Annotated in this window: 19 protein-coding genes; 3 read left to right on the top strand and 16 right to left on the bottom strand. The window is 66.5% G+C overall.

All coding sequences use genetic code 11. The features are described 5' to 3' along the window. Positions 1 to 29: 29 nt before the first annotated feature. From AB0J47_RS18090 to AB0J47_RS18030, 13 genes are all read right to left on the bottom strand, one after another. Complete coding sequence (locus AB0J47_RS18090) at positions 30 to 1,502, bottom strand: SCO6880 family protein (protein WP_364346744.1); 1,473 nt, start codon at positions 1,500 to 1,502, stop codon at positions 30 to 32. Beyond that, positions 1,499 to 2,959 (bottom strand): hypothetical protein, encoded by a 1,461-nt coding sequence (locus AB0J47_RS18085; protein WP_364346742.1) that lies wholly within the window; start codon positions 2,957 to 2,959, stop codon positions 1,499 to 1,501. Before AB0J47_RS18085 ends, AB0J47_RS18090 begins: the two co-directional genes overlap by 4 nt. Further along, on the bottom strand, positions 2,956 to 3,756 hold the full coding sequence (locus AB0J47_RS18080) for a hypothetical protein (RefSeq protein WP_364346740.1): 801 nt from the start codon (positions 3,754 to 3,756) through the stop codon (positions 2,956 to 2,958). The genes AB0J47_RS18085 and AB0J47_RS18080 overlap by 4 nt, the downstream gene beginning before the upstream one ends. 15 nt (positions 3,757 to 3,771) lie before the next feature. Then, positions 3,772 to 4,410, bottom strand: a complete 639-nt coding sequence (locus AB0J47_RS18075; RefSeq protein ID WP_364346738.1) for a hypothetical protein — start codon at positions 4,408 to 4,410, stop codon at positions 3,772 to 3,774. A gap of 22 nt (positions 4,411 to 4,432) precedes the next feature. Continuing rightward, on the bottom strand, positions 4,433 to 4,666 hold the full coding sequence (locus AB0J47_RS18070; protein WP_364346736.1) for a hypothetical protein: 234 nt from the start codon (positions 4,664 to 4,666) through the stop codon (positions 4,433 to 4,435). Beyond that, positions 4,663 to 5,496, bottom strand: a complete 834-nt coding sequence (locus AB0J47_RS18065; protein ID WP_364346734.1) for an alpha/beta hydrolase — start codon at positions 5,494 to 5,496, stop codon at positions 4,663 to 4,665. The genes AB0J47_RS18070 and AB0J47_RS18065 overlap by 4 nt, the downstream gene beginning before the upstream one ends. A gap of 162 nt (positions 5,497 to 5,658) precedes the next feature. Continuing rightward, on the bottom strand, positions 5,659 to 5,955 hold the full coding sequence (locus AB0J47_RS18060) for a hypothetical protein (RefSeq protein ID WP_364346732.1): 297 nt from the start codon (positions 5,953 to 5,955) through the stop codon (positions 5,659 to 5,661). Next, positions 5,952 to 6,605 carry a hypothetical protein gene (locus AB0J47_RS18055; RefSeq protein WP_364346730.1) on the bottom strand — a complete coding sequence of 218 codons (654 nt, stop codon included), beginning with the start codon at positions 6,603 to 6,605 and terminating at the stop codon, positions 5,952 to 5,954. Before AB0J47_RS18055 ends, AB0J47_RS18060 begins: the two co-directional genes overlap by 4 nt. 3 nt (positions 6,606 to 6,608) lie before the next feature. Further along, positions 6,609 to 7,061, bottom strand: coding sequence for a hypothetical protein (locus AB0J47_RS18050; protein ID WP_364346728.1), 453 nt, complete (start codon positions 7,059 to 7,061; stop codon positions 6,609 to 6,611). A gap of 376 nt (positions 7,062 to 7,437) precedes the next feature. Next, positions 7,438 to 8,934: a cutinase family protein gene (locus AB0J47_RS18045; RefSeq protein WP_364346726.1), complete on the bottom strand. Its 1,497-nt coding sequence runs from the start codon at positions 8,932 to 8,934 to the stop codon at positions 7,438 to 7,440. Positions 8,935 to 9,013: 79 nt separating this feature from the next. Then, a complete protein-coding gene (locus tag AB0J47_RS18040; protein ID WP_364346724.1) occupies positions 9,014 to 10,153 on the bottom strand; it encodes a lipase family protein in 1,140 nt (379 codons plus the stop codon). A 1-nt stretch (position 10,154) separates the two neighbouring features. Further along, positions 10,155 to 11,408: a cutinase family protein gene (locus AB0J47_RS18035; RefSeq protein ID WP_364346722.1), complete on the bottom strand. Its 1,254-nt coding sequence runs from the start codon at positions 11,406 to 11,408 to the stop codon at positions 10,155 to 10,157. After that, positions 11,405 to 12,064, bottom strand: a complete 660-nt coding sequence (locus tag AB0J47_RS18030) for a hypothetical protein (protein WP_364346720.1) — start codon at positions 12,062 to 12,064, stop codon at positions 11,405 to 11,407. Before AB0J47_RS18030 ends, AB0J47_RS18035 begins: the two co-directional genes overlap by 4 nt. Before the next feature lie 886 nt (positions 12,065 to 12,950). Between AB0J47_RS18030 and AB0J47_RS18025 the strand changes: the two genes are divergently transcribed. The 3 genes from AB0J47_RS18025 (at position 12,951) to AB0J47_RS18015 (ending at position 16,814) form a co-directional block, all read left to right on the top strand. Then, a complete protein-coding gene (locus AB0J47_RS18025) occupies positions 12,951 to 13,760 on the top strand; it encodes a helix-turn-helix domain-containing protein (RefSeq protein WP_364346718.1) in 810 nt (269 codons plus the stop codon). Positions 13,761 to 15,228: 1,468 nt separating this feature from the next. Beyond that, complete coding sequence (locus tag AB0J47_RS18020; protein WP_364346716.1) at positions 15,229 to 15,882, top strand: hypothetical protein; 654 nt, start codon at positions 15,229 to 15,231, stop codon at positions 15,880 to 15,882. After that, positions 15,879 to 16,814 carry an NYN domain-containing protein gene (locus tag AB0J47_RS18015; RefSeq protein WP_364346714.1) on the top strand — a complete coding sequence of 312 codons (936 nt, stop codon included), beginning with the start codon at positions 15,879 to 15,881 and terminating at the stop codon, positions 16,812 to 16,814. Before AB0J47_RS18020 ends, AB0J47_RS18015 begins: the two co-directional genes overlap by 4 nt. A 250-nt stretch (positions 16,815 to 17,064) precedes the next feature. Here AB0J47_RS18015 and AB0J47_RS18010 read toward each other — a convergent pair whose 3' ends face one another. The 3 genes from AB0J47_RS18010 to AB0J47_RS18000 all read right to left on the bottom strand — a co-directional run bounded on the left by AB0J47_RS18010 (position 17,065) and on the right by AB0J47_RS18000 (position 22,226). Further along, the gene (locus AB0J47_RS18010) at positions 17,065 to 18,417 is read right to left on the bottom strand and encodes a hypothetical protein (RefSeq protein ID WP_364346712.1); all 1,353 of its coding nucleotides are present in this window, start codon (positions 18,415 to 18,417) and stop codon (positions 17,065 to 17,067) included. 177 nt (positions 18,418 to 18,594) lie between these two features. Then, positions 18,595 to 20,985, bottom strand: a complete 2,391-nt coding sequence (locus tag AB0J47_RS18005; protein ID WP_364346710.1) for a site-specific integrase — start codon at positions 20,983 to 20,985, stop codon at positions 18,595 to 18,597. Then, positions 20,982 to 22,226 (bottom strand): site-specific integrase, encoded by a 1,245-nt coding sequence (locus AB0J47_RS18000; RefSeq protein ID WP_364346708.1) that lies wholly within the window; start codon positions 22,224 to 22,226, stop codon positions 20,982 to 20,984. Before AB0J47_RS18000 ends, AB0J47_RS18005 begins: the two co-directional genes overlap by 4 nt. Between the last annotated feature and the right edge of the window lie 2 nt (positions 22,227 to 22,228).

Raw genomic sequence — 22,228 nt, 5'->3', positions numbered from 1 at the left:
GGGCCGAGAAGACTTGCGGCTGAACCCATTCACATCGACACCCGCTTGGAGATGGAAGTGTGCTCGGGCAGGATCAACCCGATCCCCAGTGACGCGGCAAACGCTGCGGCTTGCGTGCCGTAGCAGCGACGCACACCCAGCCGCGACGCAGCGGCCATCCCCTTGACCGACGCCTCGATCCCGGGCAGGTCCCCATCGAGGTGATCGGTGACGGTCACCAACGCCCCGAACCGGGTCAAGCCCGCCCCGCGTGCTTGCTCCTCACGGGAGGCTTGGGTGTTGGCGACCCGGATACGCGCAGACGCCGAGGCGATGCCGCGTTCGGTCTGCTCGGCCGCGACCGCATCACGGAAGTCCGAGTCGACCAGGGTGGTGGCCTCGGCCGCCGAATGCAACCGGTACACGATCGCCACCCGCTTGCGTGGCACGTCCGCACGCGGGCGCAGCAACTCCTCGAGCACCGTTTCCATCACCGCGCCACGCGGTGCGGCATCCATCTCCCAGGTGATCGAGCGAGCGCCGTCGTGAACGTAGTGATCCCAGCGGTCCTGATGCGCGACCGGCCCGACCGAGTCCCACGACTGCGTGCCGGTGATGTCCGGGCCTGCGGCTTCGACGTCGCGTTGGGCGGCCAAGTCGTAGCGGGTACGCACCAACCCGAGCAGTTCCCACGCCTGCAGCGGTGTCGCCGGAAGACCCGCGCGGGCGAGCTGGGACAGCACGCCTTGCAGGCGTTGCCCGATCTCGCGGGCCTGCTCGGCCTCGTCGCGGCGGATGCGGCCTTTGCCGATTGCGCGGTAGGTGATCGCGATGCGGGCTTCGATCCGGACCCCGACCCCGCCGATGTCGGCGGCGGCTTCCCGCATCACCGCTTTGGCATAGGCCGGGGCGTCGGGGCGGACCAAGCGGGCGACTTCCCGGGCCTGTTTCAGACGGGTTTCGACGACGTTCTCGAGCACCGAGGTCACCGCGACCACTTCCCCACCGCGGCTTTGGGTGGCCAGGAATTGCCCGTATCCCTGCACCCAGGCGTCGATCTGGGATTGATCGACCAACTCTTTGCCACGCGGAATGACCCGTAGTACGACGGTGTAATGGTCGGTGCGTCGGATATGGAGCATCGCGAAACGTTTCCCGCCCGCGGTCTCATACTCCGACAGCCGCGAATCAGCCAGCAGCCCCGGCAGTTTCGCGATGCCCGGGATCTTCGAGAAGCGACCTGCCTGGTAGAGGTGCTCACCGCGGGCGCGGGCGGCGGCGAACTGCACCCGCAACAACGCCATTTCCCAGCCGGTGCGGCCATTGCGGGTGATGGCCAAGGGGGTGAACACCAGCGCCGCGGCCATGATGAGACCGGCGGCTACCGACAGCGATCGGGTGATCATGAACCCGACCATCACCATGATGATCAAGCCCAAGCCCAGCATGGACACACCCCAAGTCAGGCCAAAGAACCCGGCCGAGCGGGGGCGTTCCCAGCGGCCATACATGCGAGTAGTCATCGCCGGACCTCCCCCGGCCCCAACGCATCCGGATCCAACCCACCCGCTGTCGCATCACGGGTCTGGCTGTCGACCGTCGAAACGCCCCGCTGCGCCATGTCCGCGGCCATCTGAGCACCCATCACCACCGCACCGGCGATCCCGGCACCGCCAGCAGCCGCCTGCCCGCCACCGCTGCCCGCGCCGGATGCACCGGGCGTGCTCGATGACTGCGCGGCTGCGCCCCCGCTGGACCGTGCACCACCGCCCGCACCGCCGTTCGAACCGCCGGCCGGGCTCGCCGCTCCGGAGGTTGAGGCACCGCTGTCGCCGCTTCCACCGGACATCGGACGGCCACCGCCGCCACCGCCACCGCCACCCGGACCACCGCCAGGTGATGACGAACCGTTGGATGCCCCTCCGCCGCCGGGTGCGTTCTCTCCCTCGCTGACCTTGCGGCCGCCTGAGCGATCACCTAGCGATGCCATCGCCACACCGCCCGCGCCGCCTGCCAGCACAGCCGCCGCGCCACCACCACTTCCGAGTGTCGCGACCGCGGGTGCGACCAATCGGATCAGCGCGGGCAGGACGACCACCGTCATCACCAGCAAGATCAGGCCCAGCAGCACCAGCTGTGGATCCTTTTGGTCGCGCCCGGCCACGGTGAACGCGATCGCATAGACCAACGCACCGACAGGCTTCCACAGCACGAACGCCAGCGACCAACTCAGCAGACGCTTGTACGCCTGGGATCCCGGCCCGGTCCCCGACGCAGCTGCGGCAAGGGGGATGACGGCGACGACCAGAATGAGCAGGGCTTGCCGCAAAACCAGCATCACCAGCTGAATGAGCATGCTGATGATCCCGAGCAGGAACAGCACCAGCAGGACACCGGTGCCCAATCCGGAGTCGTGCTCGAGATCGAACCGGGCCAGTGCGGCGACAATGTTGTGTGCATCGCCGCGGGACGCGTCGAAGAGCACCCACTCGGCGAATCCGTCACCGGCCCGGGTTCCAGCGGTGATGATGGCAGCGAAGGCCATCGAGGCGAAAATGGCTCGGGCCAGCATCAGGAAGCTTTCCTGTGCCTCGCCCGCGACGCCACCGCGTTTGGCCAATGCCAGGCGTGCGGCAGCGAAGATGATTCCGCAGGTGAGTAGCAGCACCTGCAGGCCGCTGGTGTATTCGCGGATCCCGGACAACGTCGTTCCGGGCCCTCCTTGGTTGTCGGTCAGTTGCGGTGACGGCAGCGCGGTCCACCAGGTCATGACGAACCGCAGCAGATCGCCGAAGCCCGCCCCGAATTTGGTTGCTATGTCGTCGAGGACGGAGCTGGCCGCGTCGGTGGCGGCTTGCCCGAGTTGTTCGCATGCCTGTTGGGGACCCAATGGCATGTCGCAGACGTCGGGTACCGGTAGCTGCGAGCGCCAGGGCATCGAAGCGTCGGCCGGGGCAGCGAGGAGAAGGGCTCGGCTCATGACGTGGACTTCCATGAGCCGAACTCGGCCAGGGTGGCCGTGGATGTGCCTGGTCCCCAGAGGCTTTCGATGTTGTCGGGAACGCGGACGCGCCAGTCGCCGTCGATCCAGACCATCGGCCAGGTCGAGATCGTGTAGCCGAGGTTGCCTCGGTTGGCGAATTGCACGATTGCAAGGTCGTCTCGGTAGCCGGGCTGGATTCGGACGCCGTCGGGGACCACGACGTATCGGGCGGCGTCGCGGGTGCGCTCACGCGAACGGGCGAAGCGATCCAGCAGCGGTTGACCGCCGCCGTAATAACGTTCGCGCACGACCTGCTGCCAGACGCTCTCAGGGGCAGCTAGAGCGCGGGCCAACGCGTCGGCCGCGGCCAGCGCCGCGCCTTGGGGTGTACGGGCGAATCCGGTCGCGATCCCATCCTGGATCCGGCCCGGTCCGTCGCTGCCCGAGACAGGCAATGCCGCTCCACCCCAGCCGCGCTGCCACTGCATCCGCGCGGGCGCGGTGGTCAAAAAGTCCGGGCGGGTGCGGTCGGCCCGATCAGAGGGGATTTGTGCAAGGACGGCACCGGATTCGTCGTGTGGAACCTCGAGGCGATTGCCGAACAGGTCCGTGGTCGGCGGTGAGGTGCTCGGCGGCAGGTCAGGAAAGGTTCGCTCGGTCGGAGCTGTAGTGCTGCCGGGATCGGCTGGCCTCTCGCGGGATCCGTTGTCGTTGGTGATCGTCAACACGAATGCGGCGATTACGACGGCGGTGATTCCGGTGAGCAGGATGATCAGCAGGCGATGGGATTTCATGATCTGGTGGCCTCCTCAGCGTGGCGTCAGCGCGACCATGTCGACCGGGGGCACAGCAACGGCCATGACCGAAGCGGCAGCCGGGTTGTCGGGAACCTGCAGGCGCCAGTCCTCGCCCTGCCAGAGGACGTGAGTGTGGTTGCAGGTGACAGAGTTGTCGGGGTGGCTGGTGTAGATGTCGACGTCGGCGGCGTCGAGGGTGTAGCGAGGGACCTGGTAGCCCAAGACCTTCGGTGCGCCGCTGGTGATCGGGGCGGTGATCGAGATCTGGGCGCGGGCGGTGGCCCAGGCGTCGCGGCCCGGTCCTGGGGCGAGCATGCGTTGGCCCACCGTCGGCCATTGGCTGTCGGTGGCGATCGACATACGGACCGTGGTCTGGATCGCGGCCAGCGCGGCACCTGCCGGTGAGCGGTCGTATCCGCTGGCTACGGCTGCCTCGATGTGGCGGGGACCTTGTTCGGCGACCGGAAGGTCGACACCTTGAAAGGACTGCCAACGCAATCCGGTCGGTTCAGCGACCGCTGCCGTGGAGGGCGTCGCATCGGATTCGCTGGGGTTCGCGCTGCCGCAGGCGATCAGTCCGGCCACGGCGATGGGGCCGGTGAAAGCCAGCAGAGCAACGACGCTGAGATGGTGTGCGCGGGAAGGGTTCACGGGGTTGGTCTCCTCGTGTGGGTCAGGTGGGAGGTAGGACGGCGATGGCGATGGAGCTGGCCGCGCCGAGCAACACCGCGCCGAGCAGAGCACCGAGGAGTCCTTCGACGGCTTCTTCGCGGTAAGTCCGGATCGCCAGCAGCCCACCGACCCACACCGCGCGCGCGATGCACAGCAGCAGCACGAACCACGCCAGCCAACCCAGCAACTGGGTGATAGGCGAAAGAACCTGAGCAGGAAGGGGTTTGGCGATCACAGTGAGCCGCCGTCCTGCTGGTGGGTGCGGTAGGCGACCTCGAGTGCGGCGAGGATCGGCTCGCTCGCTGCGGCTGGGTGAGTGTGCGGGAGCGAGTGCCCGGCACCGGCGACGCTGTCGTAGTCGCCCCAGATGTGTTCGGCCAGGTGCCGAGATCTGCGCGGTGCCACAACCGGGTCTAGTTCGCCGGTCAACACCCAGGTCGGGATAAAGCGCAGGATGCTGGCTATCTCGCTGCTCAGCCCTACGCTGCTGTAGGCGGCCAGAGCCGCGTCGAGGTTGGCATCACAACCGAGATTGGCGAAGACACTGCGGCGCGGTAGGCCGTAGCGAGCCGGTGGTTCGTGCAGGTAGCTGACCAGTTCCTCGACCAGCTGACTCCTGCGGCGCCTCGAGCGCCGCCCGGTGTCGTGAACGTCGGAGGCTGGGATCCACGGGAATTCGGGACAGCCGTTGAACATCACGATGCCGGCCAGAGCACGAGCGCGCTCGGGGTACTGCTCGACCCACGCCTGCACCAACAGCGACGCCACCGAGTGCGATACCAGCACAACCGCGCCGCGCGCTTGAGCCACGATCGCGTCGAGATCATTGACGAGCGTCGGCAACGTGCTCCGCGCCCCCCGACCGGTGTGCTCGGAGCCACCGTGTCCGCGTTGGTCGAAGGTGATCTGGGCGATACCGCCGTCGAGGCGTTGGTGCAGGTGCTCGGTCAGCGGCCTCCAGTAGGCGGAGTTGGTGAGCATGCCGTGGACGTAGACCACGCTCGCCGGTGCCGACAATGGACCGATACGTTTGGCTGACAGCCGGATTCCGTCCGGTGCGTCCACGGTGAACGAGCTGGCGTCGGTCGGGGTGGTTGCGAAAGTTTCATGCCGTGAGGTCGGTGCGGATGTGAATCCGCGCGCGTCGGCCTGGCGACTGGATGTGTCGACGGCGCTGTGCCGGTTGGTTGTGGAGGGTTGGGGATGAATTCGAAAGCGGCGCATGGGTTATGCGCTTCCGGTGACGACGGCGTTCATGATGGTTCCGGCGCTGGTGGCGATGATGCCGCCGACGAGCGCGCCGAGGATGATCTTGGGTGATTCCACCGCGCCGCCGTGGAAGCGTTCCCAGCCGAATTTGCCGCCGGCGTATATCAGGGCGGCGATCCCGGCGAGCATGACGATCCAGGACAGATAGTTGACCAGGTTGATCAGCTGTGGCGCCCCGGGCGGTTTGGTGGGGGTGATGTTGATTTGTTGGGCGAGGACGTTCAGCGCCTCGCCGACCGCAGTGGCGGTGGTCATGGCGATGTCTCCGAATCGGGTTGTGCAGCAATCGAATGGGTGGCTGCGAGGTGGGTGATGATCTGGGTTCCGGCGCGGTGCACGTCGGCGGGAACCGCCTCACGCAGCCTGGAGCGGCGCGGCGGCGCCGGGTCGTAGGGGGCGTATTGGGCCAGCTCGCTCAGTTCGCAGGTGATGAGCTCGTCGTGCCAACCGATCTCGTAGACGTGCTCGACCAGCTCGGCGACCACCCCGCGATACCGGCGCACAAGGGCAGGGACTCGCCCCGGGCGCGCCGCGCTCAGTACCAGCCCGATGACCTGCACCCCGTCTGGTGCCAGTCCGGCGTGCCATTCGCGCAAGCGTTCGGCCGCGGCGGTCAGGCCCGGTATGCACAGCCTCGCGGTGACGATCACGTGTTGGGTGGTGGCCGGGGAGGCGGGCCATTCCAGGCCGGTGTCGGCGGCCGGTGCCCACCATCGCGCCAGGGTCGAGGTTGCGGCGCCGCCGTGTGCGCCGAGCACCGCGAACAGCGGTGGGTGCGCTGCGGTGGTCGGTAGCGGGGTTTCCCGCACCGGTGCCAACCGTTGCGGCGCGGCGATAGTGCCTGGTTCGAGCCGGTGCGTCCGGACGGTGCGGTCGTCGTGGTGCAGGTGTAGCGGCGCGGCCATCGTTCACCCCCGCTTCTGGATATTCGTGATCACGACACCGCCGGAGTCGGGGCGGACATTGATCAGTTGCAGGTAGTCCACGCGCTGCCCGTCGGGGTGCAACTCGACCACGTGGACCTCGGCAGCACCGTCGGCGATCAGGGTGATCGCGACGCAGTGCGTCGTACCGACCGGGACCGAGGCAATGCCCGCCGCCAACGCATCCGGCTCGAGTCCGGCTTCGGGGGCGACCACACGCAGTGCGGCCTCGGCGCTGCGCTGGGTGTAGTAGGCGTGCTCGAACGCGACGATCACTCCGGCCGGGCTGTGGGTGTCGCCCGCGGTGTCGGTGACGGTCGCCCCGGACAGCCCGGCGCACGCGCCCCCCGATGGTGTTGCGGTCGAAGGAGGCCTCGCGGTCAGGGTAGGGATCGCGGTCACGGTGTCCGGGTGGTTGGCGACCGAGTTGATTCCCATCCCGACAGCCACGGCGGCTACCCCGAGTGCGGCACCAAGTCCTAGCCAGACGCGCCGAGGCACCCGTGTGCGCCACGATCGTGGTGATGGTGGCTGGGGAGCCGGTTGATTGATCCACTGCCATGGATCGCCACCAGCGTCCGGGTCGTCGGTCACCCCCGAGATTGGTTGCAGTGCAGTGGGTTCGCTGCGGCGCAGCCATCCCCAGCCGTGCTGAAGGCGGGCGTCGGTGTGGGTATTGGGCATATCGGGTTCTCACCTCCTCAGTGGGGGTTGATGGACGATGCACGGGCCCTTCGGGCGGGGTGCCAGGGGGAGAATCTGCAGACCGGGTATGGGTACGTCTGCGGAGTCCGGGCTCCGCCCGAAGGGGTCTTCAGGGCCCAGCGCTCGATGTCGGAGCCGACTGCGCGCCTGGGCTGCTGCTCGATGTGGTCGCGGGCGCGGTCGTTGTCGCCGAGCGGGCGGATTGTGGTGGGGCCGAGGGAGTTCCGGTGGCGGCGAGGTCGCGCGCGAGCGCGGTGAACCAGTCAGCGGTCGCGGCCAAAGCTGAACGTCCGGTGGCTGTGGCGGGCACGCTGCTGTAAGAGCCGTGGCGGCCGGTGGTGTCGCTGTATTGGGCCGCCCCGGCGAGGGTGTACAGCTCGCTGTGGTCGGTGACGGTGCTGGTGATCGCGGTGAAGGTGTCGTTGACCCAGCGACTGGCGGTCTGAGGCGGAATGAGCTCGACGACCGCGGAGGCGAGTTTGGTACCCAGCACTGCGATCGCAGCGACGGGGTCGCCCATGCCGACGGTGGCGAGTTCGGTGATCGTGGCCGGAGTGAACACCTTCCGCGCGACCGAGAGCGCGGCGTTCAAGCCGATGGTGCCGATCTTGAACAACGCTGCCAGAGCATCGGTCGGCCCGGGTGGAGTGGTGTTGGGGTCGGAGGCTTCGGCCAAGCGCTGCCCGAGGGGTTTGGCGGGTTGGTAGGACAGTTGATCGAGGCTGGTACCGGCCAGGTCCTCGTTGACCACGTTGACGGCGGTGGTGTAGACCGTCGCCGACAAGGCTTGGGCGATCGTGGATATTGCTGTTATGGGGTCGCGCAGGTCCGACCGGTTGGCGATATTCGCTGCGGTGGTGGCCAGGGGGCTTGCGGCGGGTGTATCGCAGGTCGCATCCCCCGCTACGCACAGGTCGGCGACTCTGCCGGTCAATGCCCCGTAACCCCCCGATGGCGCTGCGGCGCTGATACCGGCTCCTGACAGCGACGGGTTGAGCAGCGCGATCTCGGCGACGTTGTGCCCCGTCGTCCCGGGTGCCGCCGAAGGGGTGGTGGCGTCCGGTCGGCCGGGGAGGACGGGGGTGTTGGTGTCGCGGTTCGGGTTGGCCAGCAACGCGATCCCGGCCACCTGATCGGCACCGAGTGCTGCGTTGCCTGTTCCGACTCGCTGGGCGAACTGTGCGACCGCGGGAGCGCCCTGGGCGTATCCGGCGACGGCGATCTTCGTGGCCGGGCAGCGCCCGACGACCTCGGCAGCCATCTGCTCCAGCCGCGCCGTGGCGGCGGTGACCGCAGCATCGTAGGGCAGTGCGGTCCCGTCAGGTGCGTGTCCGTAGGGGACGTAGGCGCGCTGCACAAGATCTCCTGCCGCGGCGGCGAGGGGACCGAACACTTGCCCGAGTGCGCCGGAGTCGCTGGTGATCGCGGTGTCGGGAGCGGCTTCGTCGCTGCCTTGCACCCCCAGCGCATACAGGCTCGGGCATCTCGCGCCCAGGGGGACACCGGGATCGGCACGCACTGTGCTGACACCGGCCGCTGACACGGTGACCAACGTCAGGACCGTCGCGGCGATGCGCTGCGGTGTTCGTGTTTTGGTGGTGTGCATGGGCTTTCGACCTCGATCTGTCTTCTGGTCGGGGGCCTGCCCGCACCCCGGCGAGGGAGGCAAGGTGCGGGCAGGCGATTCAGGTGGTCTGCGGGGCTGGTGGTGTCGGTCCGGCGGCGGCAGGGCGCCGCAGCAGGTAATTGGCCAAGCGGGCGACGGCTTCGGCGGCGCCATCGGTGGCGGCGCCGATATGGCTGCTCGCGTATTCGCGCCAGCTCAAATCGACTCCGTGCGTGCGGTATTCGGCGAACAGGTGCCGTCCCATCGCCACCGGGACGAGGACGTCTTCGATTCCGTGGTAGAGGTGCACGGGCACCTGCGGGGCGACACGGCCGCTGGTCTCGTTCGCCAGGGCGTAGCGCCACATCGGGTCGTTCCACGGGTCCTGGCGCTCGCACCAGGGCCCCAAGGCAGTGTTGCGGTAGGCGAGCAGCAGTTCGGCCGCGTCGAGTTCTTGGGCGCGCTCGATCGTGGCGTGGCCTTCGTCGGTGAGCAGGTGTCGCATCGGCAGATGCGGATACGCGCGACTCAGGCCGATCAGGCCGGCCACCGCCAGTCCCGCCCACGGGCCGCCGTCGATCTCACCGATCAACGCGCTGGGGTCGGCGACAACGGCACCGGCGGCGACGCCCCGCAAATCCAACTCCGGGGCATAGACGGGATGCTGTTCGGCAGCCCAGATCGCGGCACGCCCGCCATCGGCATAACCCCACGCCACACACGGAGCCTGCGCAGCTCCGAGTTCCGGCAGCGCACGCGCCGCGCGGGCGAGATCGAGCACGGCGTGCGCGGCGGCGCCCCCGGCCAGGAAATGGTGTGGCCCAAGCCCGGTCATGCCCAGGCCCAACCCATCGGGCACCGCGACCGTCCAGCCGCGTTCCAGTGCGGTGGCGATGAACCCGGTTTCCGGTTCGGTTCCCTCCCCTGCCAGCAGCTGCGAGGGTGCACATCGCCCACCGAGTCCATGAAAAACAGGGCAGTACAACAGGATCGGGCTGGGCCCGGCGAGCTCGGCGATATCGGGGGTGATCACGATCCCCGACGCCGGAATGGGGGCGCGCAACCCCGTTCGACTGGCATACACCAGCTGCCATGCCCGGTTGGCGCCGTGCAGGCCCGGGGTGGCGACCGCGCGGCGGCGCAGGATCTCGCCCGGATACGGGGTGAAGTCCAGCGCGGGGCTGCGGTAGAAGTCATCAACGGTGGTCGGGTCGGTCATGTCATCTGCTCCCAGCGATGTCGTGGGCGAGGGCGACCATCCAGGCGATGCCCGAATTGAGCTGGCCGTTGATCGCGTAGCTGTTGTGGCGGGACACGGTGTCGACGAAGCGGACCCAGACCGCCGGATTGAGCAGGTCGGCGTTGTCGGCGACCAACTGCCCCCATGCCGTGGCGAGTTGGCCGGCGAGTTTGGGCAGCAACCCGATCGGGTTGCCCGCGACCGTGGCGGTGACCTCGTTCCACCGCGCCGCCGCCGCACCGATGTCGTACGGGTTCGGGGCCGGAACGCGGGGGTCGGCGGCGTCGATCAACCGGGCCGCCAGCGGTAACTGCGGCGCGTAGTCGACGTTGCCGCCCCCCACCTGAAAGTCGTTGAGTACCACCGTGGTCCAGGCATCCCCCAACACGGAGGACAACAGAGCACCCACTGAACCGATAGCGGCGAACGGGTCGCGCAGGTCGGCTTGGGCGGCGATTTCCGCGCCGACGCGCAGCAGCGCCGCACGATCCGGTGCCGAGCAAGCCAGATCGCCATCGGTGCAGATGTCGGCGACCCGACCGGTGAGGGCCCCGTAACTGGTCGCGCCATCGGCGATCCCGCCGCCACCCGCGGGCGGGTTGATGATCTGAACCCCGGCGACCGCGGCACCGCTGGTACCCGGTGCGGGATCGGGCACCGTTTGTCCCGGCCGGCCGGGGAAGATCGGCGCATCCGGTGCGCGATCAGGGTTGGCATACAACGCGATCCCCGCGACACGCTCCGGCCCGATCGGACCCACACCTGCACCGACATCGCGGGCGAAGCTCGAAACCGCCTGCGCGCCTTGGGAATATCCGACACCAGCGATCATCGTGTCAGGGCAGGTCTCGGCGATCTGCGCCGCGGCGGCATCAAGCTGGCTACGGGCATCGGTCACCGACACGACATAGGGATCGCGGCCACCGCCGGGAACCGCGCCACCGAACCCCGCGCCGTAGGAGATATAGGAGCGTTGCACCAGACCGGGAGCCCCCGACAGCACCGGTGCGATGAACGCTCCGACGACACCGGTATCGGCGAGTGGGTCCGCTGTTGGCGAGGATTGGCCGGTGCCTTGGACTCCCAGCACGTACAGCGCGGGGCATCCAGGGCCGATCGGGACCGCTGCGGCGGGACCAGCAGTAGTGGTGGTGGCCCCGGCGAGGCCGATCGCGGTGGCCGCGGCTGCGGCCGCGGCGAGGATGCGCGCGTGGTGGGTCGTCGCGGTACTCATGGCTGCCCGACCCCGACCCCGGCGCCGAATCCCGCGCCGACCGTGCCTGCGGCGAGCCCGCCGACGACCGCGGCCGGGACACCAGCGATCGCGGCACCAGCAGCCGCACCAGCAGCGGCACCGACCGCGGTCCCGAATACGCCGGAGGTCACGGTGCCGATGACCGGCACCGGCACCACCGTGCCCAGTGCCGCTCCCGCGATCCCACCGATCGTGCCGCCGATCAGGCCACCGACCACCGCCCCCACGGCCGCGACCGGGCCACCGACGACTGCGGCACCGGCAGCGCCACCGATCCCTGCACCGGCGAGCGTAGAGCCGCTGACCCTGTCCGAACGCCCAGCGGGAATACCGATCGAGTCCAAGGCGGTCGCGACCTGTGCTTCCGCGCCTGCCGCGACATCGTTGATCGCATCGGCGCATTCCGTCGGCAGCCACTCCGGTCGCGGGGCCTGCCATAGCCCGACGCGGATCGTGTCCGTAGGCGGCTCGATCGGCGCGACGGGCGCAACAGGCTCCGGTAGATGCAGGTTCTCGATCCGGACCGGCTCCACCGGTCCATCCGGTGGCGGCATCGGACGCGAGGACGCGTTGTTACGCACCTCGGGCGGCTGCGTGTAGTACACCGGCGGTGTCGGCGCAGATTGCTCCGGCACAGGTTCAGGCTCCAGTGCTGGCGGCGGTGGTGTGATTGTTCCCGGCTGGGCGGGAACAGTGACACCGGGCTGATCAGCGATGGCAGCGCCAGTGTCGGCAGCGTGCGCCGACGCTGCCGTCGCCAGCACTATCACGATGGGCACCGCTCCCGCCAGCAGAGCGCGACTGCCCCGGAAAACGGTGACGTTGACGTGATTTCGCGCCTGACGCGCGCCTGCAGTGGAGATACGAAATCGATTGGCTTTCCTGGTTTTGGGCATGCCGAAAAAGACCCTTCAGGTAATCAGGGCGGAATGGGGATTACTGATTGAATGCGCACGACGGCGCGATGATTCGCGCGCCTCCCAGAGACGAATCTGCCTCTGGGAGACCGCTTCTCAGGCGAATCGCGTCAGATGAAGGGCAGAATGAGCGCCAGCGCCTGGGCTGCCACCGAAAGACCGTTGGACAGCACCGAAAGTCCGGTGTTCACCCAACCCAGAATCATCAAGGGGTCCAATGTGGTTTCCTCTCAATCGGTTTGGACTTGCTATTCCATCCAAACCTCGAAACCTGCTGGAATACCAGGGTTTCGACTCTCCTAATTTTAGGTGAGGGTGAGAGTGTCAAATTGCTATTCTGCCGGTACGCAGGGCGTTTGCCGCATGTTTCACGATCTGATCGTGAAAGAAACTTTTTTGGAATCCGCTGTGCGAGAGGGAGCTTCGCCACCGAGAGGCGACGGATGTCCCCAGCAGCCAGCAATCTCTTTGCGATCTCTCAGGTGCAGACTTCTTGCCGAGGGTTGCACGTTCTGGTAGGAACGATGGCATCAGCTTGGGGGCAACCATTCATCGTATCTCCGCTCGCACCATAGAGGAAGACACTGAAAGGGGGGGACTCCGCATGACCCGGAATCCCGCAGACCGTTCATCCGACAACACCAGTGGCGGGTCACTACCCCGCATCCCGACTCTGGGCAGCACGCTACGACTGATCAGGGAGGGCCTGGGACTGTCCCGTTTCGGCGCACAGCAGCGCCACGGAATCAGCCCCTCCTACCTGTTCAACATCGAGAAGGACGAATACACACCGACCTTCGAAACGCTCGAGAAGATCATCACCGGCTACGGGCTCAACTCCATTCAGGCCCGCTACCTACGCGAACTGCGCATCCCCGCTGAGGAACTCGCGCCCGTCGCCGATCTGCGCCAGTGCGTGCATGACAACGCCGACATGATCAGCCACCTCGACGACCTCGAAGATCGGCATATACTCGCGGCGTATGTCGACCCGCTCTGGAATGTGCTGGCCTGCAACGACTCGTTTCGAGCAGCGACACCGGGCCTGGAGGATTCCAACTGCGTCCCGGTATGGATGTTCAGCCCGGCACCCCAGACGGCCTACCTCCACTGGCCCCACGAATCCGCCTACAGTGTGGCCACACTCAAGGCCGTCCTCGGCCGCTACCGCGACTCCGAACAAGCCAAAGACGTCATGCGCCAGCTCCGGCCGGTCAAGGAATTCCGACGCCAGTGGTCGGCCAGCACCGACGTCTCCTACGGCCGCGACACCAACGACCTGCTGCACGTGCGCGACCCCGCGACCGGTGAACCCGCCTCCTACCGGCTCAGCGTCTCCGACGTCACCCAAACCCAGAACATCCTGCTCCTCACAGCAATCCGCAAGCCCTACTCCGGACCCAAAACCACCTAGCCATCGAACTCAACCACGACACGCCGGAACGACACGCCAGCAGTGAATTACCCCCGCGCGTATCGGCCATCCAAACCGGTGATCGCCCTACATATCCCACCCCACCCGGGCCATGTCCGGTAAAGGCTTGGCGAGATCGATGCGAGCAACACCACGAAACCGACGACCGATGCGTGACTACTTTGACTACTCCGCGTCAACTACATCTGCTGTCGCATACGACGACGAGATTTGCTGGCGCACAACATCGTAATTGCGCTTCCATGGTGAGAGGGAATTCTCTCGATTAGTGAAAGAGGTGTCGCCGATGAGCCCGATCATTCGCTGTCATCCGGCATTCGACACACACTGCGAGCCAGGGGGTTCGCGATGACCGACGACGCGAACCCCCCGCCGATGCCGCCGCAGGAGCCAGAACCCGAAGCGCCCCATGAGCCGACCTACCCCGTCGACGTCGGCGCACGCGCACTACACAAGTCGCGCCGCTGGTACGAACAGCAACTCAAAACCGGACGACTACCGGGACACAAGGCAGGCCGATCCTGGTTCCTCACCGCTGGCGACATCGCGGCGGCAATCGAGTCCACCAAGCGCCCCGCCAAGCCGTCATCCAGGCCCAACACAGACCCAGCGAACATATCCCCTCGCCCTCGCCTGTCACGTCCGCGCGCCAACCGTCGCCGCCGTCCCATCCCACCCCAACCTGATCGGCGCTGACACACTCGCCGGTTGGATCTGTCAGCGACAGTAAACAGGTCCGCGGCGAGCAGGGCCAACAACTGCGTGAGGCCCCCGAACCAGCGCACTACCAGCGCGGGTCCGGGCAGCCCTCATCGAACACAGCAGGTGACCGACCCTCGGCCCGATGTGCGGCCGCACCGGAAGCCTGTCCGTCGCCACCCACACAAGGGTCGCCGTGGGCCACTGTGCCGCTGTCGACTTCGAGAGTCGCGACGGAGTGGACGAGCTGGTGAGCGTTGTAGATCATCTGGCCCGGATGCTCGGCGTCAGCGAAAGCTTCACGGTCACCGGCAGTTATCTCTACTGCGGCCATGACTCTGTGGACCGATCACCAGAGCCGATGCGGCCTTGGGGAATTGGCGTGTGCAACAGTCGATGAGTTCACGAGCACAAGATCGTTGCATGGGTTCTGCACCGGCGCCGTCGATATCCAGATGCAGCAGCGACGACGCCGGACACGAGATAGCCGACACCCCACGTTGTCACTCGCGTCACCGTGCCCGGATGCGCTCGTCCGCGCGGCAGTCACTCGTGCGGTGTCGCGACCACTCCGCGCGGCGGTAAGCTCACCTCGGCTGTTGCGAGCCCCAACCGGGTCGGGAGTGCCCACGCCACCTCGATCGGCCAAGGTCCCCAGCGGATCCCGCAGACCAACTATGTTCAGCGACTTTCCCGTTCCGGCGCAGATCCGGGCACGGGGCGTGGGTCCGTGCCGCGAGGAGCTCGCATGGTGCGTTTCGCCAACCGCAAACGGCGGATTCGATCGTTGATGACGATGTACCCCGGCATCACCTACGGCGAGGCCGCTCGCCGGGCAGAGTTCGAGGCGCCCTCCAAGTTCTGGCAAGACTGGCCTGAGCCCGGCGGGCCAGAGGCCGAGATCACTCGCCGCTGCGGCCATCACCGGCTGCGGCAGTTGCTGACCGACGCTGTTGGCCGAATCGACGACCTGCCACCTACCTCGCCGACCGTGATCTGGTTGGCGCATTGCCACCGCGGTTTCGTCGCCGCCGGATATGTCAGCGAACGACTGCACTGGTATGCCGTCGTGCCATCCGACGACTTTTACGGCACCGTCCACCGTGCCTGCCGCGCAGCTGCGGCCGAGATCGAATCCGCGGTCGGACCGCACTTGGCAGACAAGTATTCGCCTCGAGCATTGTTGCGCGACTCCGACATGTTCGAACATGTCGCCTGGCTGTGGGCAGGTCTGGAGTTGGACTTGCTTGCCGAACCCATGGCCCACCTCGGCCGTCATCTACACCACCTGCTCAAGGTTGTCGCCGAAGACGAGTCGGCCCCGCCTGCACTGCGGAACATCGCCGCGGTCACTGCGCCAACCGCCGAGATGGTGCACTTGCGCTACGGGAGCGCCCGATGAATCGTTCGATGCTGCGCCGCCGAACTACACCCAAAACCGACACGCCGATCGCAGCGTTCGCTCGCTCGGTCACAGCGGCGCAAAGGTGGATACGGCCGCTGCTGCCCGCTGTTCAGCACCGTCGCGACGATGCTGCTCCTCGCTGGGACGGCTCGGGTTGGGACACAGCTCGAACAGGGAAACCGCGGGTCGCCGTGCTGATCGACGCCGACAACGTACCGGCCGCACGCATCGGTGCGGTACTGGCACGCGCGCAGGAATTCGGCGGCCACCAAATCCGACGTGCTTATGGTGACTGGCGCAGACCACACCTGGCAGGCTGGCACACGCCTCTGCTCGCTCACGCGATCAGACCGGTGCAGCAGTTCAGCTGGACCACCGGCAAGAACGCTTCAGACCTCGCCATGGCCATCGATGCGATGGAACTTCTCTTCAACGGCATCAGGGTCTTTGTGCTCGCCAGCAGCGACTCCGACTTCACCGGCCTAGTACTGCGCCTTCGCGAATCCGGCTGCGACGTCTATGGCTTCGGAGAACGGAAGACACCGGCATCCTTTGCCACTGCCTGCACAGCGTTTCTGCGGTTGGAAGACCTCACCCCACCTGGGCCGCATACTCCATCAGACGTCCATGCAGCGACGAAACCCAAGCCTGCCGACGGGGAGCCGACCAGCCGCGGCGGGCTGAGTATTCAGCAGTGTCTGCAGTTATCTGCGGCGGTACAGCAAGCAGCAGGCCCTGACGGCTGGACCAACCAAGCCACGGTCGGGCACCTCGCCTCCTCCCGCATTCCCGGTTTGCGGGAGATGATCCCGCCGCAGGTCAAATTCGGTGAGTTCATCGCTGCCACTGGCCTGTTCGACATCCAGAAGCGCGATCCCGGCAATGGCAAACCTCCAACGATATACATCCGCAACAAATCCAGCTCCTGAGATCTTGGCCCCGGCTGTTGATCACGAATCCGCGCGGCCATCGAGCTGCTGGAGACGCGCGACGAGTTCGGCGAAGCTCCGCGACGACCTCAGCCGGGTGCCGCCTCGCTTGTCGATGTGCCACCATTGGCGCAAGTTGTTGCTGGGCATCGAAATCCATACATGCGGGTCAGCGTCTCGGATCGAGTCCCGTCGACAACGATGCCACCCGGTACTGACACGTCATGCAAGGGTCACCGCGTGTATGTGTTCAGATTTCCTGGCTATCGGGGTCGAGGGCATTAAGGATGGTTGGAATGGCCATCCCCAGAACGGATTCCACCTGAAAGTAGTCGAGATCGGATTCCAGTTCGTCGAGCCACTCGGCCAGTTCGAATGACTCCATTACGTGCCAGGGCGCGCGGTGCGTCGGGCGTTCATATTTCTGGGTGAGCAGTGCGACAGCGTAGGCGATGGCCGCGGGCCAGATCTGCTCCAGCGTCGCGTCGTCGAGATCATCGCTCTCGCCGTCCTCGAGGTACTCGCTCACCTCGTCGGCTCGGTTCGCGCGACTGATGGCGCGCAGATCCGGGTGGGCCTGGTCGATCGCGGCGGCAATGTGTGTGAGGCAGGCGCCGCAGCCGAAATCGGCGAGCGCGCTCGGTCGGCGATCTGCCGGAGGCAGCCAGATCCACGTCTGTCCTGGATCGTGCCACCACTCCAGTGGTTCGAAAACGGTTCCGGCTGCCGTCCATTCCCGCTTCAGCCATGTGTAGAACTCATCGCCGCCCAGACAGCACAACAGAGCCTGCACTCCCGCCCAGCCAGCCGCGAGTGCCAGGTTCTTGGTGGCGGCCTGATCGAGCTGGAAGGCGAGTTGGGCAGGATGGGCACCGAGCAAATCGCCGTCGAATGCGCACGCAGGACAGACGCCGACCCTGGTCGTGGTGGGCTCCAACAGCGCCGGTGCGGGGTATGAGTCCCCGCAAATTCCGCAGCCGGTGTCCACGGCTGCCTCGGCCTGATCACATTGACGAGCCTGCCCCACCACGCGGTCGATCTCAGCGATGATCCCGGATACACCACCACCGGAAGGGATCTCGTGGGCATCGACGCCGCCGACCCTCCCCAACTCCTCGGAAAAGTCGACGACCAGCGGTGCCCACATGATCACGCGAAGCGGCATGGACAGGTCGAACGTGTCGGGGTCGTCGGGGTGCTCATCGCCGGTGAAACTCGACAGCTCGTTCTGTCGCTCGACGGAGATCGTCGCGGGCCCGGCATACAAACGCAGTCCGGTCGCCTCCGGGTGATGCTCGATCACGACCGGCCATCCCGCCGCTTCGAGCCCGTCGGCCAGGCTGTCGCGCAGATCGCTCGCCAGGGCAACTCCTCCCGGCGGGGTGGCGCCGATGGAAGAAGCAGCGTCGAGGTAGGTTCTGCCGGTCGCTGCGGCATGCTCACGCACGACCTTCTTGCTTTTCCGAACTACGGGCTCCTGGCCGTCATTGCCTGCCTCGGCGGCCTGGTCGAGTCGGCGAAGCGCTTCGGTGTATTTGATGCCTTCGGCGGCTGCAAGTTCGCGGGCTTGCTCACGGCGTGCGGAGTATCGGTCTTTCGGCACGGTTCCTCGTCCGTTCTGGCGAGGACTGCCCACGCCTGCCTCGCCTTCAACGTCGGGTGAGAACGCGGGCGAAAGCTCCCGCGGGCCCGAGGGACCTTGGCCGACGGCGTCACCAGCTCCGGCGTGGGCGGGGTGACAGCGGCGAGGAGCGTGCGCGTCCTGACTCCGGCTGGGAGTCTATCGGCGGACCTCTGGAAACGGCAGGGCCGTAGGGACTTGGCGGTCGAGGCTGGCGAGTTTGTCCTGGGCTGCGCGAAGGCTGGTCCTCAGTCCTTGTGCTTCGCCATGCCAGCGGTGGTTGTCAGCTTCGGTGATGCGATGGTGAAGATTGTCGATGATCTCGACCAGGCGCGGACGTTGCCGATGTTCAACACGCAGCATCGGGCACCGGATGCACGCGAATTCGTGGCGGCAAGGCGACGCATACGGGCGCCCGCAGTTACCCAGCTCGACTCGCCGAAGATGGAAGTGTTGCTGGAACTCCGCCCATTCCTGGTCGGTGGGTTCGCGGTATTCCTCGGCAGGCCGACTGGTTCGCCGACCACTGAGGAATGCCTGGTAGGAGCGGATGAGGTCGTCTTGGAAGACTGCGAGATAGTGCTCCGTTGTGCTGAGGTGTTCGTGGCCGAGCAGTTTCGCGGCGATGTGCACCGGAAGGCCGCCGCTGACGGCGTCGCTGGCGAAGATTCTGCGAAAGTCGTGCGGCAGGAATCGAATTGGCTGTCCGCTGACATCGACGATGCCAGCCTTCGCGGTGGTGACGTTGAGGAGACGGTAGACGTAGGAACTGCTCATGACTTCTCGCCGCCATCCGTATCGGCGTTGGAAAAAGTGTGGAAGCGCCGGGCCAGTGGTGCGCTCGTAAGGGTCATAACGTGGAACAAGGGGAACGGCGTCGTGGCGGTCACGGAGCCGTGCGACGATCTCGGCGAGGACCGCGGCCAATTCCGGCGGGATGAGTAGCAACCGTTCCTGATTGTTCTTCGACGGCACGATCTGAAGGAGGGGAACCGTCTCACCGGTGTCTGGGAGCGTGTAGGAGACCAGCGCCAGGTGGGTGAGTTCGAGCAGTTCCTCGAGTCGAATCCCGGTGTGACGCAGCGTTTCTATGATCGCCCAAGCCCAGAACGAATCTTCTTCGCGGACACTGAGGTTGAGCTGTTCGCCGGTCGCCACGTCGATTACGAGCACGTCGGGGTGCGCCAGCCGCCGGGTGAACGGACCACACTCGTATGTCCTGGTCGTTGCTCGCTGATAGGACTGCCCGGCGTACTCGAATCCGGCTCCGGGCCCCGCCGTGGTCGCTGCTTGGAGCAGGCCCGTGTCCTCTCGCCGCGCTTGCTCGGCGATCGTCACGAGGTCACCCAGGTGCGGCAGCCGGTCGCGGACTCGTTGGTGCATCCGGGCACTGGCTTCGCGTTTGCTCTTCGCTGTGCCGGCGACCTCGGTTCGGCGAATCGGACAGGGCACCGACCACTGCGCCCACGAGGGGTCTTCCAGCGCCCACTGCTGAAGGTCGAGGTAGAACGCGCGCACCTTGATCTTCACCGAGAACTGGTCGGAGACGCTGCGGGCGGTGGGGCCCTTGCGGCCCCTACAGGTTTGCAGCCGTTGTTTCCACTGTTCGGCGACCTCCGCCGGAAGGTCGATCGTGTCGAGCGAGGGGTGGTGTCGTTCGATGTCGGCCCAGAACGTGCCGACGAGCACTCCCAGCAGCGAGCGGAAGGTGTTGTAGTCCAGCGCTGGACGGCGCTCATCGAGATAGCGGATGAGTAGATCGCGGACGGGGCCGGGCCGTAGCCGGTAACGGTCCACGAGTTCGGCGGTGGGCCGTTGTCCTTCTCGCAGCGCCGCGCGCAAGCTGCTGCCGAACGGCAGTGCGCCGACACCGACTACGACTTCCCATACTCCGTGCAGGCCGACTGCGCTTCGGCCGTGGGCCAGCGACCAGGCCCGCAGCTCGAACAGGTCGTCGGGTTCGAGATCGGTGATCGGCTTGCCGGTGTGCAAGACGATCTTCGCCAGCGATTTGACGACATCGTGCCGGTGACGGCCGTTGATGGACAGATCAGTAAAGGCGCGGGCGATGAGTTCCCTGGTGCCCGGCGGATGGACAGTGTCGAGCGTCTCCTGATAGACGATATTGGCACGGTAGTTGCGGAAGAATCCGTATCCCGGTGCGATCACTCTGAGCAGCAGAAGCGGACGCAGCCCGGCGACGATGTCGATGCGATGGTCTCCGAATACTGCGTCGCCCTGGGACGTTTGTGACCATGGCATGTTGTCACCGTCGGCAGCGAACCAGCGATCCTGCCAGCCCTCCCCGGCGAAGCCGACCAGCCAGTCCAGCAACCGCCGAGTGCGCCGCCGCAATCCCGACGCCGCCCGAGGCGGCATGTCCGCCCAGAACGGCAAGGTCGACAGTAGATCCAGCACCTCGGCGGCCGTGAAGGTGTCGTAGGGACCCGCTCGGTGGACGTGTGGCGCGGTGAACCCGACGGCTGGGTCGGTCGGTTTGAAGGTGTGCCGTTCGACTTCGACCGGATCCGTATTGATGATCGTGCTCATCGTCGGCCGCCTCTGTTGCCGAAGAGGATGTCCATGACCGCCGGGTCGTAGCCCGCGGCGGGTGATCGATTTGTCGGCGGTGGTGTCGGCGGCTGGCGCTGGGTGTGATGGTGCTCGCGTACCCGGCTGATCACCGCGTCATCGTCTTCCACGAGGTAGATCTCGGTGGTGGACAAGTGGGCGTGGCCGAGAACGGTCTGGACGTCGCGCAGCGACAGGTTGCCGTCCCGGGTCATTCGAATCGCGCAGGTATGGCGCGCGTCATGCATCGACCAGTTCGTCCCGAGCACCGCATTCGCCCGCCGGAAGACGGCTCGCAGCGCGTCGTAGTTCAACAGCGCCCGCGCTGGTGGCGATGCCCTGCGGTACCGCCGCACCGTCCACCACAGGGCGTCGTCGGGACCGAGTTCGCCGAGTTCGCTGAGGTAGAGCCGCAACCAGACGAACGCATCGGTAGAAGCCGCCAGCCACTGCTCGGCCTGTGTGCCCTTGCGTCTGACCCGAATGAGCTGATCGCCCCAATCGATGTCGCAGACGCGCAAGCCGAGCAGCTCGCCTGCGCGGGCGGCGGTGCTGATCGCCAAGGCGACGATCGCACGGTCACGGTCGAAGCGCAGCGCGCCGAAGAACCGGTCCCACTCTCTGTCAGGCATTGCCCGCGGCATCTGCTTCGGCACCTTCGGGTTGTAGCGAAGCCGCTGCTGTGACAGGTACGGACGCATCGGGTTCTCATGCGCGGTGCGCCGATCGCCATGCCGGAGCGGAATCGGATTGACCAACGGCCCGCTGGCGCGGTCGATGCTGAACTCGTACAAACCATGGACGACCGCGTTGGCGTGCCGAATCGTCCTGGGGCTGTAGGTGTCCCCAGGATATGGCTTGCGAGTGACCGAATTCGTCCGCCCGGCCATCCTTTCCGACGAACGGCGATGCCCTGCAATTGGTTTGGCGGAATGAAGGAGCCACAGGACGTAGTCGCGACCCTCTTCAGGTGTGGCCCGGTTCCACTCCACGCCGACGGCGATCAGGAACCGCCACCACCGCAGCAACGCGTAGCAGTAGCTGCGAGCAGACGAAGACCGATTACCGCAAGCCATGAATTCGCGCAGGAAGAGGCTGATCGGCTCGACTTCAGCCCCTGCGTCGTCCACAACCACGAACGGCACCACTTCGCCCGGCCTCGGGCGGACTCTCCCCCACCGGGGCGGAACGATCGTGAGAACATCACGATGGACGGACATCG

The sequence above is a fragment of the Nocardia sp. NPDC049737 genome (genome assembly GCF_040674755.1).
Lineage (GTDB): Bacteria > Actinomycetota > Actinomycetes > Mycobacteriales > Mycobacteriaceae > Nocardia.
Note: the sequence above shows the minus strand (reverse complement) of the source record. Positions and strands in the feature narration are given on the sequence as shown.